This window comes from Bradyrhizobium sp. SZCCHNR1043 (assembly GCF_032489675.1).
GTDB lineage: Bacteria > Pseudomonadota > Alphaproteobacteria > Rhizobiales > Xanthobacteraceae > Bradyrhizobium.
Map to the genome: position 1 here is coordinate 63,186 of NZ_JAUEYN010000001.1, position 21,334 is coordinate 84,519.

Consider the following 21,334-nt stretch of genomic DNA (forward strand, 5'->3'; position numbering starts at 1 on the left):
ATGCCGACACAGACCCTCGTCGAACGACTCCGCGAGCATGCCGCCTCGCGTGCCGATCATCCGGCGCTGCGCTTCATCGAAGGCGACGATGTCGTCGACGAGCTGACATTCGCGGCGCTGGATCGACGCATTCGCGCAACGGCTGCACATCTGCAGCAGCTTGCCGGCGCAGGCGAGCGCGCCGTGATTCTGCTGCCGAACGGTCCCGACTATGCCGTCGCGTTCTACGCGTGCCTCTATGCCGGGGTCATTGCCGTGCCGGCCTATCCGCCGGAAACCGGCAAGGAGCGTTACACGAGCCGGCTCGACGGCATCCTGCGCGATGCGGCGCCGCGGCTCATTCTCACCCAGGCGCGTCTGCGCGACGCCGTCGTCGCTGCGTTCGGCGAGCCCAAGGCTCATGTTGTTGCCGTCGACGAGGTGCCGGTCGATGCCGCCGCATCCTGGCGCGAGACGGACTTGCACGGCGAAGCGATCGCGTTCCTCCAATATACGTCGGGGTCGACGTCGCAGCCGAAGGGTGTCTGCGTCACTCACCGGAACCTGGTCGCCAATGAGATCGCAATAGAGGCGGTGCTCGGCGGGACCAGGGATGACGTCTTCGTCAGCTGGCTGCCGCTCTATCACGACATGGGATTGATGGGCGGATTGCTGAATCCGCTGTTCACGGGTTTCACGGCGGTGCTGATGTCGCCGCGCAATTTCCTGGAGCAGCCGCGGCGCTGGCTCGACGCCATCCATCGCCACGGCGGCACCTGCAGCGGCGGGCCGGACTTTGCGTTCGCGCTCTGTGCGGACCGGATCTCGGACGAGGCGATCGCGTGTCTGGACCTCGGCCGATGGCGGTTCGCGTTCTCCGGCTCAGAGTTCGTGCGCCGCGCGACGCTGGATCGATTTGCCGCGCGCTTCCGGCCGGCGGGCTTCGATCCTCGCGCGCTGACGCCGTGCTACGGCCTTGCCGAGGCGACCTTGCTGGTGACAGCAGGCGACCGCGCGAGCCGGGCGGTTTGTCACACGCTCGATCCCGCAGCGCTCGCCGGCGGGCGCGTTGCGGACGCCGGCGAGGGCACGGACCTGATGGCGTGCGGCGCCGTGGCAGACGGCCACGCCGTGCGCATCATGAGGGTCGATGCGTCCGCCGAGGCCGAGAGGAATGAGGTCGGCGAAATCTGGGTCGCAGGTCCGAGCGTCGCGCTGGGCTATTGGAACAATCCCGAGGCGACGCAGCAGACGTTCGTCGTTCGCGACGGCGCGCGCTGGTTGCGGACCGGCGATCTCGGCTTCGTCCGCGACGGCGAACTCGTCGTCACGGGAAGGCTCAAGGATCTGCTGATCGTCCGCGGCCAGAACATCTATCCATTCGATCTGGAGCAGGCCGTCGAGACCGAGGTGGCCTCGGTGCGGAAGGGACGTGTCGCGGCCTTCCCGGTCGAGATCGATGGCGCCGAAGGCATCGGCGTAGCTGCCGAGTTCAGCAGGGCAGTGCTGCGGCGAACGCCGGCCGACGTGCTGATCAAGGCGATCGGCGACGCGGTCATGCGGCAGACGCAGGAATATCCGGCGGTGGTCGTGCTGCTGAACCCGCAAGGCATGCCGGTGACCACCAGCGGCAAGCTGCAGCGGTCCGCCTGTCGCGCCAGGTGGGCGCAGGGCACGCTCGATAGCTTCATGGTGTTCGAGCGGCGACGCGAGGCGGCGGACCCATCGCCGTCCCCGGAGCTTGCGACGGCGACCGAACGCCGTCTTGCGCTGATCTGGCGGGATGTGCTCCGGCGCGAGAATGTCGACCGCGACGACGACTTTTTCATGCTCGGCGGCAACTCGGTCGCAGCCGCTCAGATCACGGCGATGGTGCGCGAGCAGTTCGGAATCGAGCTCGCGCTGCGCGGCTTCTTCGATGCGCCTACGCTCGCCGCGCTCGCAGAGCTTATCGATGCCGCCAGCGCGGACGCGAAAGTGCTCCCGCCGCTGCAGCCGGCACCGGCGGGCATACGCGAGCTGCTGTCTCCCGCGCAGGAGCGGCTGTGGTTTCTCTGGAGCATGGATCCGGCCGGCACGGCCTACACCATCGCCTGCACGGTTCATTTCGACGGCCCGCTCGATCAGGCACTGCTGGTGCAGGCGCTGACCGAAATCGTCGCCCGCCACGAGACGCTGCGCACCACCTTCTCCGCCCCGGATGGCCGCGTCGTGCAGGTCATCCATGCGGCGCCGGACATTCCGGTCGCGGTCGAGGATCTGCGGCGCAGCCCGGCGGCGGAGCGCACGTCGCGGGTCGCGGCGCGGACACGCGAGGAGCTGGCAAGGCCGTTCGATCTCGTCAATGGCCCACTGCTGCGCGCCGTGCTGATGCAGCTCGCGGACGACCGCCACGTGCTGCTGCTGTCGGCGCATCACATCGTAGCCGACGGCCTCTCGCTCGACGTGCTGCTGGCGGAGATCGCCGCGCTCTATGACGGGCTCCGGCGCGGGGCAGGGGCGCTGCCGTCACCATCCGCCGTCCAATATGCCGACTACGCCGCATGGCAGCGGGATTGGCTCTCCGGCCCCGAGGCTGCGCAGCAGCTCGCCTACTGGCGCGGGCGGCTCGGCGACGCGGATACACCGCTCGCATTGCCGTTCGACCGGCCGCGCCAGCCTGTACCGAGCTATCGCGGCGACACCATTCACGTCGAGATCGCGCCAGATCTGGTGCTGAGGCTCCGCGCGCTCGCCAGGGAGCATCGCGTCAGCATGTTCATGCTGCTGCTCGCCGCCTATCAGTTGCTGCTGTTCCGCTACTCCGGCCGCTCCGACCTGCGTGTCGGCGTGCCCGTCGCCGGCCGCCGCCAGGCCGAGCTGGCATGCTTGATCGGCTGCTTCGTCAATACGCTGGTGCTGCGGGCCGACGTGGCCGATGGCATGAGCTTCGCCGAGCTGCTGGCGCGGGCGAAGGAGGAGGTCATTTCCGGGCTGGCGCATCAGGATCTGCCGTTCGACCGTCTCGTCGATGCGCTGAAGCCGACCCGATCCGGCGGCCACAATCCACTGTTCCAGGTCAAGTTCAACTACATGGACGCGCCGGCCGGATTTGCGCTCGGCGATGGCCTGCACGCCCAGCCGCGCATCGTCGATCTCGCCGGCTCGCATTTCGATCTCGCGCTCGACATCATCGACGGCCCAAAGGGCATGAATGCGAGCCTGAATTTCGCAACTGATTTGTTCGATGCGGCCACGGTCGAGCGGATCGGGAGCCAGCTCGTCGATTTCCTGCGGCAGATCGCGGCGGGCATCGACCGGCCGCTGCGCAACTTCGCAATCGCGCGAGACGTCAGGCAGGTCGTCGCGGCGGAGGTGAAGAGCTTCCCATCGATGGACATCCTCGATCTGATCGACGCTGCGTTCGCGGGCCGCGACGATCGGATCGCGCTGCGCCAAGGACAGGACACCGTCAGCGTCGCCGAGCTCGTGGGCTGGTCGGACCAGATCGCGCGCACGCTCGTTGCGGCGGGCGTCACGCATGAGACGCCGGTGGCGCTGTGGATCGAGCGGTCGCCGAGCTTCGTCGCGGCGCTGCTCGGCGTCTTGAAGGCGGGCGGCGCCGCCGTGCCGCTCGATCCGGCGTGGCCGGTGGCGCGTGTTGACCGTATTCTTCACGATGGTGGCATCGACACCCTGGTCGCGACCGGCGAATGCCTCGCTGCGGCGAGCGCGTTGCAATGCGTCGCGCTGGATGGCGAGTCGCGCAGCGATGCGTCTTGCGGCGAGTTCATTCGCCCGCACGTTCATCCGGCGCAGACTGCCTACATCATCTACACGTCGGGCTCGACCGGCGCGCCCAAGGGCGTCGCCGTGTCACACGGGGCACTTGCCAACTATGTGCAGGCGCTATTGTCCCGGCTGCGGCCACGCGCCGACGCGAGCATGGCGATGGTCTCGACTGTTGCCGCCGATCTCGGCCACACCGTGCTGTTCGGCGCGCTCGCGAGCGGCGCAACCTTGAATCTTCTTCCGGCCGATGCCGCGTTCGATGCGGATGCGTTTGCACAAGCGATGCGCGACGGCGAGGTCGGGATTGTCAAGATCGTGTCGAGCCATCTGCGCGGCCTGTTGCGGGCGCGGCGCTCGGCCGACGTTCTGCCGCGCGACGTGCTGATTCTCGGCGGCGAGGCTTGCGATCCCGGCTTGATCGAAGAGGTCCGCCGGCTGCGGCCGCACTGCCGGATCGTCAATCACTACGGCCCGACCGAGACGACGGTCGGCGTGACGACACATGAGTGGACGGAAGCCGCAGGTCGAGGTCCGGTGCCGGTCGGATTGCCGCTTGCCAACCTGCGGACCTACGTTCTCGACGATGCACTGAATGCCGTTCCGGCCGGGGTCGCCGGTGAACTCCACGTCGGTGGTGCTGGGTTGGCGCGCGGCTATCGCGGTGCGCCCGCGCCGACGGCAGAGCGCTTCATCCCCGATCCGTTCGGGGCGCCAGGTGAGCGCCTCTACCGAACCGGCGACCGCGTGCGTTGTGATCAGGCCGGCCGGATCGTGTTCCTCGGCCGGCGCGACGATCAGGTGAAGCTGCGCGGCTACCGCGTCGAGCCCGCCGAGATCTGCCGCGCGATCACATTGCTGAAAGGCATCGCCGATGCGGCCGTCGTGGCCCGCGCCGTCGATGCTGAGCAGGAGCGCCAGGAGCTCGTGGCCTATTGTGTCGCTGCGGCCGGCGTCGTGTTGCAGCCGGAGGCGCTACGGCAGCAACTCTCGGCGATGCTGCCGGACTACATGGTGCCGTCGCGCATCGTCGTGCTCGACCGGCTGCCGCTGACCGCCAACGGCAAGCTCGACCGCGCGGCGCTGCCGCAGCCGGACGAGGACGCCGTGCTATCCTATGCCGCCCCGGCCGGCGCGGTGGAGGAGACAATCGCCGCGGTCTGGCAGGACGTGCTGGGCCGCGAGCGGATCGGCCGCAATGACAATTTCTTCGAGCTCGGCGGTGACTCCATCCTCAGCCTGCAGATCATCGCGCGGCTGCGCAAGCGCGGCGTCATGCTGACGCCGAAGCAGATGTTCGCGCAGCAGACGATAGCGGCGCTGGCCGGCGTGGTTGCGACCACCTCCGCGCCGGCCATCACGCCGCCGGCGGCAGCACGCAACGCAATGAACGCCTGCGCTGCGGAGCTGCTGCCGATCCAATTGCGCTTCTTCGCGGAGGATATCTCCAACCGCGATCACTTCAACCAGGCGGTGCTGCTGATCCCGCGGGACCGGATCGACTGGAGCGTGCTGCAGCGGGCGCTCGCTGCCGTCGTGGGGCATCACGATGCGCTTCGCATGACGTATCGGCAGGTCGCGGGTGAATGGCAGGCGGTGCCGTCCGACCTGCCTGCCGCGCCTGAGCTGCTTTGGCTCCGCACGGCAGTCGAGCCGGCCGACGTCAGCGCGATCGCGTCGGCGGCGCAGGCGAGCCTGTCATTGGCATCGGGATCTCTGCTGCGCGCCGTCGGATTCGACATGCGCGATGGCAGCCAGCGGCTGCTGGTCGCCATTCACCATCTCGCCGTCGATGGCGTGTCATGGCGGATTCTGCTCGAGGACATCGCGTCGGCTTGCGAGCAGCTGACGGGGCAGGCGGGCGCCGTCAACCTGCCGCCCCAGAGCTCCACGCCGTCCTCCTGGGTGCAGCGACTGCGAGCGCATGCGGCCTCCGATCGGCTCGGAGACGAACTGCCGTTCTGGCTCGCGTCCTCCCGCGGCAGCGAGCTGCCCTGCGACGACGATCATGGTGGCACCGACGTCGAGGCCGACGCCGAGGAGGTCGTGCTGAACCTCGAGGCGGAGCTGACCGAACGGCTGCTCGATGCCGCGCCTGCGGCCTATCGCACGCAGGTCAACGACCTGCTGCTGGCTGCGCTGGCACGCGCGCTCTGGAACTGGAGCGGGATCGAAGGCGTCGTGATCGAGCTCGAAGGCCACGGCCGCGAGGATGTCTTTGCGGACGTCGATCTCACGCGGACGGTGGGCTGGTTCACGACCGCATTCCCGGTCCGTCTCGACGGCGGCAGCGAGACCGACGGCGCGCTCATCACCCGCGTCAAGGAGACGCTGCGCGCCGTGCCCGATCGCGGGCTCGGCTATGGAGTCCTGCGCCATCTCGGTGCGAAGGAGCATCGCGAGGCGCTGGCCGCGGTGCCGAACCCGCGCATCGTCTTCAACTATCTCGGCCGCTTCGATGGCCAGCTCGGCGCGTCGGCGCCGTACCGGATTGCGCCGGAAAACCCGGGACCGATGCGGGCCGCCGACACGCCGTTGCGGGTCTGGCTCACCATCAACGGCGAGGTACGTGACGGACAGTTGCGCCTCGGTTTCCGCTATGGCAGCCGGCGCTATCGGCGCGCGGCCGTCGAACGGCTCGCCGAGCTCTATCGGGCGGCGCTGCACGGTCTCGTCGATCATTGCCTCGGCGGCGTCGGCGGTCTCACGCCGTCCGACGTTCCGCTCGCGGGGCTCGATCAGGCGGCGCTCGACCGGCTCTGCGCGACGATCGACTGTCACTCCGTCGAGGACATCTATCCGCTGTCGCCGATGCAGCAGGGCTTGCTGTTCCATGCCCTGCGCGATGGCGCTGATGATGTCTATGTCAACCAGCTCTCGATCGAGCTCCGGAGCGTGACGCCGGCGCGGTTGCGTGCGGCATGGCAGACGGCGAGTGCGCGGCATGCGGTGCTGCGGACTGGATTCGTCTGGCAGCAATTGTCCGGAGTGGCCCAGCAGATCGTCTACCGTCATCTCGAGGTGCCCGTCGTCGAGGAGGATTGGCGCAGCCGTATTGCTGATGGGGTCGCGGCGGCGGATATCGAGGCGGCGCTTGCGGAGGCGGCACGGCGCGAGCGTGAGCTCGGCTTCGACATCACCCGGCCGCCGCTGCAGCGGCTGCGGCTGATCCGGCTCGGCGATGACAGGCTGTGGCTGATCTGGACGCATCATCACATCGTGATCGATGGCTGGAGCTCGGCGCGGCTGCTCGCAGACGTGCTGCAGCAGATCGGCGGCGCTGCGCCGTCGGCGGCGCAAGCCAGTTATCGCGACTACATCGCCTGGCTGCAGACGCGCGACCACGCGGCGGCCGTGGATTTCTGGCGCGAGACGCTGCGCGGCTTCGATGAGCCAACGCCGCTCGCCGACGCCTTGCGTGCGAGCCGCGCGATCGACGCTGCGAGCGGCCACGGCCGGCTGACGCTGTGCGTGGACGTCGATCTCGCTGCCCGCCTGCGGCGGTTCGCGACGCAGCAGCGCATCACGATGAATACGCTGCTGCAGGGGGCCTGGGCCCAATTGCTGCGGCAGCAGACCGGGCAAAGCTCGGTCTGCTTTGGCGTGACGGTCTCGGGCCGTCCGGCCGAGCTTGCCGGCGCCGAGCACATGGTCGGCCTCTTCATCAACACGCTGCCGCTGATCGACCGCGCGCACCCGCAGACCGCGACCGGCGACTGGCTGCGAACCCTTCAGGCGCAGAGCGTCGCGGCGCGCGACTATGAGTGGCTGCCGCTGCACGAGATCCAGCGCCTCGCCGACAGGGCCGGGCAGCCCCTGTTCGACAGCCTGATGGTGTTCGAGAACTATCCGATCGATCAGGCGCTCACCGCGCGCAACGGTGCCGGGCCGCAGATCGGGCGGGTCGAACATGTGACGCCGACCAGTTATCCGATCGCGGTCATCGTGTTCGACGGACCCGAGGGCCTGCGCCTCGACTTCAACTACGATCGTGCGCAATTGGACGAGCACGCGATTCGACGGGTGAGCGCGTCGTTGCGGGACTGGCTGATGCAGATTTCGGCGGATGCCACCCGTCCGACCGGCAGCCTTCGCATGGTCGATGGGGAGGCGCTGGCGTGGCTCTTGCGCTGGAGTGGAGCTGCGATTGGCGAGACGTCATCCCCACGTCCGTTGATCGACGCAACGCCCGGCGTGGTGGCGCAGATCGAGGCGCGGGCGAAGGCTGTCCCGGACGCGGTTGCGATCGTCGGCGGCGACCGCCGGATCAGCTACGGCGAGTTGAACGCGCGCGCAAACCGGCTGGCGCGGCGGCTGCAGGCACGCGGGGTCGGCGCCGATGTCGTGGTCGGACTGGCGCTGGAGCGCGACGCCGAGATGATCGTCGCGCTGCTCGCCGTGCTGAAGGCGGGTGCGGCCTACCTGCCGCTCGACCCGGATTATCCGGCCGAGCGTCTTGCTCACATGCTGAGCGACAGCGGCGCGAGGCTTCTGCTGACGCAAGCTGGGCTGCAGGATCGGTTCGCGCTTGCGCTGGCCGACAGCGGAGCCGAGGCCTGGCTGCTCGATCGCGACGATGATGCGGGCGACGCCGACAATCTCGGCAGCACCATCCATCCGGAGAGCCTCGCCTACGTCATCTATACCTCGGGCTCGACCGGCCTGCCCAAGGGCGTGATGGTGCGTCACGGCGCAGTGACGAACTTTCTGGCGACGATGGCCGAGCAGCCGGGGATCGCATCCGACGACCGGGTGCTGGCATTGACCTCGCTGTCGTTCGACATCGCGGTGCTAGAGCTGTGGCTGCCGCTGACACGGGGCGCCCGGATCGTGCTGGCCGATCGCGCCTCGGCGCAGGATCCGACGGCGCTGAAGGCGATCGTGGCCAGGCACGGCGTGACCATGATCCAGGCGACGCCGTCGGGCTGGCGCATGCTGCTCGATCATGACGGGACCGCGCTGCCTCGTCGCTGTCGCGTGCTTTGCGGCGGCGAGGCGCTGGCTCCCGATCTGGCACGGCGGCTCGTCGCGCTGAGCGGCGAGGTCTGGAACATGTATGGGCCGACAGAGACCACGGTGTGGTCTGCGCGCCATCGGCTCGATTCCAATGATCCCATGCCGGTGCTGGGTGGTCCGATCGGCAACACCACGCTCTACGTGCTCGACGCCAATCTCAATCTGGCGTCGCCCGGCGTGACCGGCGAACTGTTCATCGGCGGCGAGGGACTGGCGCGCGGCTATTGGCGGCGCGCCGGGCTCAGCGCAGAGCGCTTCGTTCCCGATCCGTTGGGCGGTGCTGGTGCGCGGTTGTACCGGACCGGCGATCTGGCGCGCTGGCGTGCCGATGGCACGCTCGACTATGTCGGCCGTGCCGATCACCAGGTCAAGATGCGCGGACATCGCATCGAGCTCGGCGAGATCGAGGCGCGGCTGCGCGCACTGCCCGGCGTTCGCGACAGCGTCGTGGTCGCGCAGGAGTTCGGCGGCGGGCGGCACCTGATCGGCTATGTCAGCAGTGACAGCACCCTCGACGGCGGCGACTTGCGCGCGATGCTCACGGCCATGCTGCCGGACTACATGGTGCCGTTGCGCGTCATCGTGCTGCCGCGGCTGCCGCTGACGCCGAACGGCAAGGTCGATCGCAAGGCGCTGCCGCTGGCCTCACAAGGCGAAGCGGGAGACGACTATCAGGCTCCGGTCGGTGAGATCGAGATCATCCTGGCCGGCATCTGGGCGGAGCTGCTCGGCCTCGATCGCATCGGGCGGGGCGATCACTTCTTCAGGCTCGGCGGCCACTCTCTGTTGGCGGTACGGCTGCTCGGCCGTGTCGCGCAGGAGTTCGGCACGTCGGTGCAATTGTCCGAGCTGTTCGCTCATCCGGAATTGGCGGAATTCGCGCGCGTCCTCTCGATCAGTCTGATCGAGCAGGAGTTCGCCGAAGGTGAGCTCCAGGAACTGATGACGGCGGAGCTATCATGAGCGGACAATCAGGACAGTCTCTTCTGCGTGACCTCGATCCGGAGGCGCTGCGCCGGTTGGCATCGCGCGCGCGACAGCGCGGCCGCAACGCCCCCAGACGCGAGACAAGCACGATCCCGATCGTCGATCGCGGGGGCCGGCTGCCGCTCTCCTTCGCGCAGCAGCAGCTGTGGCTGCTGGCGCAGCTCGATGGCGGAAGCGCGAATTATCACATCGACGTGGCGCTGCGGTTGCGCGGCCGGCTCGACATCGGCGCATGGCGCCGCAGCCTCGACCGCCTGTTCTCCCGGCACGAGGCGCTGCGGACGGTCTTTGTCGCCGAGGACGGCGAGCCGCGAATTGCGCTGTTGCCGTCCGACACCAGCCTGCCGCTGGAGATGCATGATCTTCGCGTCCGGCCGGACCGCGAGAAGCGGCTGGGCGACGTGCTGGATGAGTGCACGAGCGCGCCGTTCGATCTCGCTCGGGGGCCGCTGATCCGCAGCCATTTGATCCGTCTGGGCGATGATGATCACGTCGTTCTGCTCAGCCAGCACCACATCATCTCCGACGGATGGTCGATGGGCGTCATCGTCCGCGAGCTCTCGGTACTGTATGGCGCCTTCGCCGCAGGCGGCGATGATCCGTTGCCGCCGCTCGCGATTCAGTATCCGGACTATGCAGCATGGCAGCGCCATTCGCTGACGGCAGATCGACTGCAGCGGCAGCTCGATCATTGGACCGCCGTGCTGCGCGATGCGCCATCCTTGCTGACATTGCCGACCGACCGTGCGCGTTCTGCGCCGCGATCCAACGCCGGCGCCGCGGTGCCGGTGGAGATCGACGACGGTCTATCGGCCGACATCAGGCGGCTGGGCCACGCTCTCGGCGCCACCCCGTTCGTCATCGTGCTGGCGGCCTGGGCCATCGTGCTGTCGCGGTTGGCGGGCCAGCAGGATCTCGTGATCGGCACGCCGAGCGCAAATCGGATGCGTTCGGAGCTCGAAGGCCTGGCCGGCTTCTTCGTCAACATGCTGGCGCTGCGGCTCGACCTCTCGCATGGTCCCGCTGTCGCCGAGCTGATCGACCGCGTCAAGACGGCGGTCCTCGCGGCGCAGGATCATCAGGATCTGCCCTTCGAGCGCCTGGTCGAGGCGCTCCAGCCGCCGCGGCATCCGGAATACACGCCGGTGTTCCAGGTGGTGTTCGCGTGGCAGAGTAACGATGTCGGCTCGTTCGCACTGCCCGGCCTGGCGGTCGAACGCCTTGCGATCGAGCAGCACAAGATCAAGTTCGATCTCGAGCTCGATCTCAGCGAAAGTGGCGGCCGCATCTCTGGCAAGCTCAACTACGCGACGGCGCTGTTCGACGCCGATACCGTACAGCGCTATCGCTTCTATCTGTTGGCTGCGCTGCGCGCCATGGTCGCCGACACCAGCCAGCCGGTCGATCGGATCGAGCTGCTGCCGGCCGAGGAACGTACGCTGCTGCTGGATGTCTGGAACCGGACGCAGTCGTTCACGCCAGCCGACTGCTGCATCCAGGAGCTCGTCGCAGAGCAGGCGCGCCGCCGCCCCTCCGCCGTGGCGCTGGTCCATGGCGCGGTCAGCCTGAGCTATCGCGAGCTCGAGGAGCGCGCTAATCGCCTCGCGCATCATCTCGTTGCGCTGGGCGCCGGTCCGGACCGGCTGGTCGCGATCTGCCAGCAGCGCGGCATTGATGCGATCGTCAGCGTGCTCGCGGTTCTCAAAGCGGGAGCGGCCTATCTGCCGCTTGACCCTGCCTATCCGCCGCAGCGTCTGCGCGAGACCGTGGCCGATGCCCAGCCGACGCTGCTGCTCTGTGACGGTGAGAGCGCCAGCACGCTCGGCAGCGTGGCGTACCCTTTGATCGATGTGGAAAGCGATGCGCCGGCCTGGAGCGGGCTCCCGGAGAGCGCACCGGATGTTGCTGCCCGTGGCCTGACGCCGCGCAATCTCGCCTATGTCATCTACACGTCGGGCTCGACCGGACAACCGAAGGGCGTGATGGTCGAGCACCAGGGCCTCGTCAATCTCGCGCAGGCCCAGATCGGGCTGTTCGACACCGGTCCGCACAGCCGGATCGTGCAATTCGCCTCCTTCAGCTTCGACGCAAGCGTGTGGGACATCGTCATGGCGCTTTGTGCTGGTGCCGAGCTGCATCTGCTCGGAAGCCGCGAGCATCGCGACGCGCCGGAGCTGTTGAATTATCTCGTCGAACATCGCATCACCCACGCCACCTTGCCGCCCGCGATGCTGCAGGGCCGCTCGGACCTCGCCCGGCTCTCCGGGCTCGAGGTGCTGGTTCTCGCCGGCGAGTTGCCAAGGCCGGAGCTGTTCGAAGCGCTGCCGCCCGAGATTGCGGTCTTCAACGCCTACGGGCCGACGGAAGCGACCGTCTGCGCCACCGCATGGCGCCGTCCGCCCGGCTTCGCCGGCGTTGTCGTCCCAATCGGTCGCCCGATCGCCAACGCGCGGATCTATCTGCTCGACGCCCAGGGCATGCCGGTGCCGCGCGGTGCCGTCGGCGAGATCTGGATCGGCGGGGCAGGAGTTGCCCGCGGCTATCTCAACCGTCCCGATCTGTCGGCGCAGCGTTTTGCCGTGGATCCGTTCGGGCTGTCGTCCGATGCGCGGATGTATCGAACCGGTGATCTCGGCCGCCATCTCGCCGACGGCAACATCGAATTCCTGGGCCGCAACGACCATCAGGTGAAGATCCGCGGCTTCCGCATCGAGCTCGGGGAGATCGAGCATCGGCTGAATGCGCAGGCCGGAGTGCGGGACTCGGCGGTGCTGGCGCGGCGCGATGCGCAGGGCGATCTCACGCTCGTCGCCTATGTGGTGCCGGCGGAGGACGCCGACGGCACCGGCGCGTGGGCCGCGAAACTCCGTTCACATCTGCAGGGAAGCCTGCCGGACTACATGGTCCCGTCGGCGATCGTTCGCGTCCCTGCACTTCCGCTGACACCCAACGGCAAGGTCGACCGGCAGGCGCTGCCGGCGCCGGACGACGAGGCGTTCTCGCACGCCACCTATGATCCTCCCCAGGGCGAAGCCGAGCAGACGCTCGCTGCCATCTGGCGCGAGTTGCTTGGCGTCGAGCGCGTCGGTCGCAACGATCATTTCTTCGAGCTCGGCGGCCATTCGCTGCTCGTCGTCCGCATGCTGGATCGGCTGAAGCGCCATGCGCTGACGATCGACGCGCAGATGGTGTTCGCCAAGCCGGTGCTGCGCGATCTCGCGGCCAGCCTGCGGCAAAGCGAGGAGACCGCAATTCCTGACAACCCGATCACGGCGCAGAGCCCGGCCATCACGCCGGACATGCTGCCGCTGATCGCGATGAGCCAGGGCGAGATCGACCGCGTGGTGGGCCGTGTGCCGGGCGGCGTCGCCAACGTCCAGGACATCTACGCGCTGTCGCCGTTGCAGGAGGGAATTCTGTTCCATCATCTGCTCGCGACCGAGGGCGACCCCTACGTGCTGGTCGCGCAGATGGCATTTGCGGGCCGTGATCTGCTGGATCGCTATCTTGCGGCCGTTCAGGACGTGATCGACCGGCATGACGTCCTGCGGACGTCGTTCCTCTGGGATGGGCTGTCGGTGCCGGCGCAGGTGGTCTGGCGCCAGGCACCGCTAAGCGTCACCGAAGTTGAGCTCGAAGGCAACGCGCCGGCCCAGGTCGAGCTGGCGCGCCGCTTCGATCCGAAGTCCTGCAGGCTCGATCTGACCCAGGCGCCATTGCTGCGTCTCGTTGTCGCCCGCGACCCAGGAAGTGATCGCCTGCTGCTGCTGGTCGTGCTGCATCACATGGTCGGCGACCATTCCACCCTGCAGGCGTTGCATGAGGAGGTGCAACTGATCCTGTCGGGACGCCGCACTGCTCTGCCTCCGTCGATTCCATTCCGCAACCTCGTCGCCGAGACTCGCAAGTCGGGCGGACAGGATGCTCAGCAGCGCTTCTTCCGCAGCATGCTCGCCGACATCGATGCGCCGACGGCGCCGTTCGGATTGATCGAGGTGCGCAGCGACGGCGCCGGCGTGCGCGAGGCAAAGCTGCCCCTGCCGGCTGCGCTCGATGCGCGGCTGCGCGCGCAGGCGCGGCGCGTTGGCGCGAGCCTCGCCAGTCTCTGTCATGTCGCCTGGGGCCAGGTGCTGGCGCGCAGCAGCGGACGTGAGCAGGTCGTGTTCGGCACCGTGCTGCTCGGCCGCATGCAGGCTGGCCATGATACCGGCCGCAGCCTGGGCCTGTTCATCAACACGCTGCCGTTGCGGCTCGATCTCGACGGCACGTCGGTTGAGGACAGCGTTCGCGCAACGCATGCGCGGCTGGCGGAGCTGATGGTTCATGAGCATGCCTCGCTGGCAATGGCCCAGCGTTGCAGCGGCGTCGCGCCGCCGACGCCGCTGTTCTCCGCGATCCTGAACTATCGGCACGGCCAGCGGCAGGACGCGCGGGCAGACGCGCAGCCCATCCAGGCTCTGCGTGGCGTCGAATGGCTCGGTGGCGAGGAGCGTACCAACTATCCGCTGATGCTGGCGGTGGATGACGACGGTCATGGACTTCACCTGACGGTCCAGGCCGTGGCGCCGGTTGCGCCCGAGCGGGTCGGCGCGATGATGCAGCAGTCGCTCGATCGGCTGGCGCTGGCGCTCGAAGCGGCGCCGCACTCGCCGGTGCGCCAGCTCGATGTCGTTCCAGAGGACGATCGCGCGCGGCTGCTGCGCGCTTGGAATGCGACGGCTGTCAGCTTCGCGGATACGCTCTGCGTGCACCGGCAGTTCGAGGTGCATGCGGCGCGATCTCCCGATGCGATCGCGCTCGTACACGGGCAGGAGACGATCAGCTACGGCGCGCTGAATGCGCGGGCGAACCGCCTGGCGCGGCGGCTCAGGGATCGCGGCATCGGGCCGGATGTTGTGGTCGGGCTGGCGCTGGAGCGCGGCGTCACGATGATGGTTGCGCTGCTCGCGGTGCTCAAAGCGGGCGGGGCCTATCTGCCGCTCGATCCGGACTATCCGGCCGAGCGGCTCGCGCACATGCTGAACGACAGCGGCGCCAAGCTGCTGCTGACGCAAGCCATGCTGCACGACGGTTTCGCGCCGGTGCTGGCCCGGAGCGAGGCCGAGGCATGGCTGCTCGAGGTGGCGGCTGGCGAGGGCCTCGGCCAGACCGATAATCTTGCTGTCGACGTGCATCCGGAGAGCCTCGCTTACGTCATCTACACCTCCGGCTCGACCGGTCGGCCCAAGGGCGTGATGGTGCGTCACGCCGCGGTGACGAACTTCCTGACGACGATGGCCGAGCAGCCGGGCATCGCGGCCGACGACCGCGTGCTGGCGTTGACCTCGTTGTCGTTCGACATCGCCGTGCTGGAGCTGTGGCTGCCGCTGACCCATGGCGCCCGGATCGTGCTCGCCGACCGTGTCACGGCCCATGATCCGGTGGCGCTCAAGGCGATGGTGGCACGGCACGGCGTGACCATGGTCCAGGCGACGCCGTCGAGCTGGCGCATGCTGCTCGATCACGACGCGGCCGATACACACGAGACGGCTCCATGGCTGCCGAAGGGCTGTCGCCTGCTGAGCGGCGGGGAGGCGCTGGCCTCGGACCTGGCGCGGCGGCTGGGCGCGCTGGGCAGCGAGGTCTGGAACCTGTATGGGCCGACCGAGACCACGGTGTGGTCGGCGCGTCACCGCCTCGATGCGACCGATCCGGTGCCGCTGCTCGGCAGCCCGATCGGCAACACCCGGTTGTACGTGCTCGACACCGAACTCAATCTGGCGCCGGTCGGCGTCACTGGCGAGCTCTTCATCGGCGGTGACGGGCTCGCGCGCGGCTATTGGAAACGCGCCGCGTTGAGCGCGGAGCGCTTCATCCCGGATCCGTTCGGCAGCGACGGCGCGCGGCTGTACCGGACCGGCGACCTCGCGCGCTGGCGGGCCGACGGCGTGCTCGACTATGTCGGCCGCGCCGATCATCAGGTGAAGATCCGCGGACATCGGATCGAGCTCGGCGAGATCGAGGTGCGGCTGCGGGAGCGGCCGGGCGTGCGCGACAGCGTCGTCGTGGCGCAGGAGCTCGGCGGCGGCCGTCAATTGGTCGGCTATGTCAGCGGCGAGGATACGCTCGACGGCGGCGGCCTCCGCGCTGCGCTCGCAGCAGCGCTGCCGGGCTACATGGTTCCGTCGCGCGTGATCGTGCTGCCGGAGCTGCCGCTGACGCCGAACGGCAAGATCGACCGCAAGGCGCTGCCGCGGCCCGATGTCGGGGCTCCCGAAGCGCATCGCATCGCCCCGCGCAATCCGACCGAGGCCGCACTCTCGGCGATCTGGGCAGAGCTGCTGCACAGGCCGGACGTCGGCGTCACCGACAATTTCTTCGAGCTCGGCGGCGACTCGCTGGTGGCCGTCCAGCTCGTCGGCCGCATCAAGCGCGATCTCGCGTGGGAGGTGCCGCTGAAGCGGTTGTTCGAACTGACCACGATCGAGGCCATGGCGTCTGCGCTCGCCGCGGACCCGCCGACAAGCAGGCGGAGCGACGACATCGCCGCCATGTTCGATCTGCTTGAGGAAGTCGAGTTCGCCAATGAATGATCAGTCCGGACTCCAGGCCCAGCAGCTCGGCGAAATCGCGCGTCGATTGGTGCGTCTCGATGCCTCGAAGCAGCGCGCGTTCCTGACGCAGTTGGCGGCCAAGGGGATCGATCTGTCGATCTTGCCGATCGCCCGGCAGCATCTGCAGCGCGCGCCGTTGTCGTTCGCGCAGGCCCGCCTCTGGTTCCTGTGGCGGATGGATCCGGGCGGCTCCGCCTACAACATGCCGGTCGCGATCCGCCTGCGGGGTCGGCTTGATGTTGGTGCGCTCCAAAGGGCGCTCGATGAACTCGTCATGCGCCATGCCGCGCTTCGCACGACGTTCCGGCAGGACGACGGCGAGCCGGAGCAGATCGTATGGTTGCCGGCGCCCGTCGCGCTTCGCCGCATCGAGATCGCGGGCGATGATCGCGAGCAGCAGGCGCGCCGGCTGCTGCGTGAGGAAGCGGCGTTGCCGTTCGATCTGGAATCCGGACCGCTGCTGCGCGCGGCGCTGCTGGGACTTGGCGAGCACGACCATGTCCTCTCGGTCACGCTGCATCACATCGTCGCCGATGGCTGGTCGATGCAGGTCCTCACCGACGAGTTCTGGCAGCTCTATCGCGCCGCCGTCCGCGGCGAGACCGCCTCACTGCCGGCGCTCGAGATCGACTACGCCGATTTCGCCGCCTGGCAGCGACTGTGGCTCGGTGCCGTCGAGGAGGAGCGGCAGCTTCGCTACTGGACCGGCCGTCTCCATCACACGGTCATGCTGCCGCTGCCGTTCGATCGGCCGAGGTCAGCCCAGGCCGATCAATCTGGCGATGCCATACGGCTGTCGCTCGGGGCGGAGCTTGCCGATCGCCTGCGCGAGCTGGCGCGGGGACAGCACACGACGCTGTTCGTGGTGCTGCTGGCGGCGCTGAAGCTGGTGCTCTATCGCTACAGCGGCCAGCCCGACATCAGCATCGGCGTTCCGCTCGCCAATCGCGACCGGTCGGAGACGCGGCGTCTGATTGGCCTGCTCGTCAACACCCAGGTGCTGCGCACACGGATCGACAGTCAGGGTACGATCGGCGACGTCATCAAGGCACTGCGCGAGGCCTCGCTCGAGGCCCAGGATCACCAGGATCTTCCGTTCGAGCGGCTGCTCGACGTGCTGCAGCCGCAGCGCAGCCTAAGCCAGACTCCGCTATTCCAGGTGCTCTATAACCATCAGCACCGGCGCGAGCCGGCGCATGCGCCGGCTGCGTCCGAATTGCAGATCGAGACGATCGCGGCAGAGATCGACACGGTGAAATTCGACCTCGCTCTCGACAGCGAGGAGGCGCCGTCGGGAGACGTCTCGGCGCTGTTCTCCTTTGCCACCGCGCTGTTCGACCGGTCGACCATCGCACGGCTCGCCGGGCATTGGCTCACGATCCTGCAGGCGATGGTCGCGGATCCCACACGTCGGATCGCGGCATTGGAGCTGTTGTCGGCCCGGCAACGCGACGACGTCAGACAGTGGAACGCTTGCCCTCCCGCGCTCGTGCCGTTCCAGCCGGTGCATCGGATGTTCGCCCGGCACGCAAAGGAGACGCCGAGTGCAGCGGCCCTGGTGTTTGGGGCCGAGACGATCACCTATCAGGCGCTCGATCGCCGCGCCAATGCCATCGCGCAGCATCTTGCAACGCTGGGCGTTCGTCCCGGCGAGCTCGTCGGACTCTCGATGCAGCGCTCGCCCGATCTCGTCGCAAGTTTTGTTGCCGTCCTGAAGGCCGGCGCGGCCTATCTGCCGCTCGATCCGGATCATCCGCCAGCGCGGCTGGCCGCCACCGTTCGAGATGCCGGCGCGCGCGTCGTGCTGGTCGATGCGGCGGGACGATCGCAATGGCCGCCGATGCCGGGGATCGCGGTCGTCGATCTCGGCGCGATGGCGGCTGAGACGACGGAGAGCGACCCGGCGGTCGATGTCCATCCCGCGAGCCTCGCCTACGTGATCTATACGTCCGGCTCCACCGGCGTGCCGAAGGGCGTTGCGGTCGCTCACGGATCGTTCGCAATGCATTGCGAGGCCACCGCCGAGCTCTACGAGATGGGCCGGCAGTCGCGCGAGCTGCACTTCCTCTCCTTCACGTTCGACGGCGCGCATGAGCGGTTGTGGACCGCGCTGGGCTGCGGCGCGACCTTGGTGATGCGTGATGCCGATCTCTGGTCGGCGGAGAAGACGCTCGACGTGATGGGCGCGCAGCGGGTGACCAATGCCGGCTTTCCGCCGGCCTATCTGCAGCAGCTCGCCGACTTCGCGGCGTGGAGCGGCGATCCGCCGCCCGTGTCGCTGTATTCGTTCGGCGGCGAGGCGATGCCCAAATCCGGCTTCGACAAGGTCAGGCAGGCGCTGCGGCCGCGCAAGCTGATCAATGGCTATGGTCCGACGGAGACGGTGGTCACACCGCTGGTCTGGAAGGTCGACGCCGATGCCGAGATCGACTGCGGCTATGCGCCGATCGGCCGTCCAGTCGGCCGGCGCTCGGCCTATGTTCTCGACGGCGATCTCAACATCGTTCCGGTCGGCGTCACCGGCGAGCTTCATATCGGCGGCGAGGGGCTCGCGGCCGGCTATTGGAATCGGCCGGCGCTGACGGCGGAGCGCTTCATCCCCGATCCGTTCGGCGCACCTGGCGCGCGGCTGTATCGCACCGGCGATCTGGCGCGCTGGCGCGCCGATGGCGTCATCGACTATGTCGGCCGGTCCGACCACCAGCTCAAGATCCGCGGCTTCCGCCTCGAGCCGGGCGAGGTCGAGGCACGGCTGACGCGGCAGGCGGGTGTTCAGTCGGCGGTGGTGGTGGCACGCGAGATCGGCGGACGCCAGCAGCTCGTCGGCTATGTCTGCGGCGGGGACGGCCTCGACGAGACCGGGCTGCGGGCGGCGCTCTCGGAGGCGCTGCCGGACTACATGGTTCCGGCGCGGATCGTGCTGATGCCGCGGATGCCGCTCACCGCTCATGGCAAGGTCGATCGCGACGCCTTGCCGACGCCCGAGCAATTGTCTGCCGAGACCGACTACGTCGCGCCGCAGTCCCCCGCGGAATTGGAGCTGGCGGCGATCTGGGCGGAATTGCTTGGCCATTCGCGGGTGGGCCTGACCGACAATTTCTTCGAGCTCGGCGGCGATTCCATCATCTCGCTGCAGGTGGTCGGACGTGCACGCCAGCGCGGGCTTGCCATCGAGCCGCGCGACCTGTTCCGGCATCAGACGCTGCAGGAGCTGGCGCGGGTCGCGCGTCGCGATCGGGCCGTCGTTGCATCCGCTGAGCCGCTTGCGCGCGATGGCGATCCGGTGCCGCTGTTGCCGATCCAGCGCCGCTTCTTTGCCGAGGACGCCGGCGAACGGCATCACTGGAATCAGGCGTTGATGCTCGTGCCGTCGGCGCGGCTCGACTGGCGGGTGATGGCGCAGGCGGTCGAGGCCGTGGTGGCGCATCACGATGCCCTGCGGCTGCAATTCCGGCAAAGCGACGGAGAGTGGCAGGCGATATATGGCGCGATGCCGGCGAGCGCCGATCTGCTCTGGATCCGCACCGTCGCCGATGCGGCTGAGATCACCTCGGCTGGCGCGACCGCGCAGGCAAGCCTGTCTCTGCAGGGACCGTTGCTGCGGCTCGTCGGCATGGACGTTGCCGACGGCAGCCAGAGGCTTCTCATCGTCGTGCATCATCTCGTCGTCGATGGCGTGTCCTGGCGCGTGCTGCTCGAGGACATCGCCTCGGCGTATCGACAGGTGGCGCAGGGCGCGGCCGCGATTGCTCTGCCTTCCAACAGCCGGTCCATGGCGTCATGGGGCATCAGTCTCGAAGACTACGCCGCCAGCGAGGAGCTGGCTGGTCAGCTCGACTATTGGAGACAGCGGACCGCCGCCGGCGACGTGCCATGCGACGATGATCACGGCGAGACCGATCGTGTCGCCGATGGTGAGGATGTCGTCGTGTCCTTCGATACCGACATGACCGGGCAACTGCTCAAGCAGGCGCCCGCTGCCTACAGGACCCAGGTCAATGACCTGCTGCTGGCGGCGCTGGCCCGCGCGGTCAGCCGCTGGGGCGGGCTCGATGAATGTCTGGTCGAGCTCGAAGGTCACGGCCGGGAAGACATTTTCGAGGGCTTCGACCTGTCGCGGACGGTCGGCTGGTTCACGACCGCGTTTCCCGTTCGACTCGCCGGCTGTGCTGGCGATAACGCCACGCTGATCAGATCGATCAAGGAGGAGTTGCGGGCCATCCCGGCGCGCGGGCTCGGCTACGGCGTGCTGCGCTATTGCGGCAGCCCCGAGCAGCGCGCCGCCCTGACGGGCGGAGCCGAGCCGCGGATCGTCTTCAACTATCTCGGCCAGTTCGGCGCCGGCTCCGACCTTGCCTTCGCGCTCGCGCCGGAAGGCGCGGGGCCGTCACGCAGCGCGAGCGCGCCGCTCGGGCGCTGGCTCAGCATCAACGGCCAGGTGCTTGATGGCCGGCTGAGGCTGACATTCAGCTTCGGCCGCCGACGCTATCGCCGCGCGACGATCGAGCGGCTGGCCGCGTGCTATTCCGCGGCCCTGCGCGAACTCGTCGCGCATTGCACGAACGGCGTATACGGCCTCACGCCGTCGGACGTTCCGCTCTCAGGCCTCAGCCAGCCGGAGCTCGACCTGCTCGGAGCGTCGCGCGATTGGCGCGATATCGAGGATATCTATCCGCTGTCGCCGATGCAGCAGGGCATGCTGTTCCACGCGCTGCGCGACGGTGACAGCGGCAACTATGTCAGCCAGATCGCCGTCGACATCAGCGGTGCGGACGCGGCGCGCTTGCGCGCGGCGTGGCAGGCGGTGACGGCGAGACACGCGGTGCTGCGGACAGTGTTCGTGTGGAGAGAATTGTCGGGCGCGCCGCAGCAGGTCGTCCACCGGCAGGTTCCTGTCCCCTTCGTCGAGGAGGACTGGCGCGACCGTGTGGACTCGATGGATCAGGCCGCGCGTGACGCGGCGCTGGCCGATGTGGCCGCAGCCGAATGGC

Annotated in this window: 3 protein-coding genes (1 of these 3 running past the window's edge); all 3 read left to right on the plus strand. The window is 68.4% G+C overall.

All coding sequences use genetic code 11. The features are described from left to right. Tightly spaced (each overlapping or abutting the next), the 3 genes in view from QX039_RS00245 to QX039_RS00255 form a layout consistent with a single transcriptional unit that may run on beyond the window. A complete protein-coding gene (locus QX039_RS00245) occupies nucleotides 1–9,726 on the plus strand; it encodes a non-ribosomal peptide synthetase (protein ID WP_315772828.1) in 9,726 nt (3,241 codons plus the stop codon). Then, nucleotides 9,723–16,322, plus strand: coding sequence for a non-ribosomal peptide synthetase (locus QX039_RS00250; RefSeq protein ID WP_315772830.1), 6,600 nt, complete (start codon nucleotides 9,723–9,725; stop codon nucleotides 16,320–16,322). The genes QX039_RS00245 and QX039_RS00250 overlap by 4 nt, the downstream gene beginning before the upstream one ends. After that, nucleotides 16,315–21,334, plus strand: the 5' end (the start) of a protein-coding gene (locus tag QX039_RS00255) for a non-ribosomal peptide synthase/polyketide synthase (protein ID WP_315772832.1). The gene runs 11,390 nt beyond the window's last position; only the first 5,020 of its 16,410 coding nucleotides appear in the window; its start codon is at nucleotides 16,315–16,317; the stop codon falls past the right edge of the window. Before QX039_RS00250 ends, QX039_RS00255 begins: the two co-directional genes overlap by 8 nt.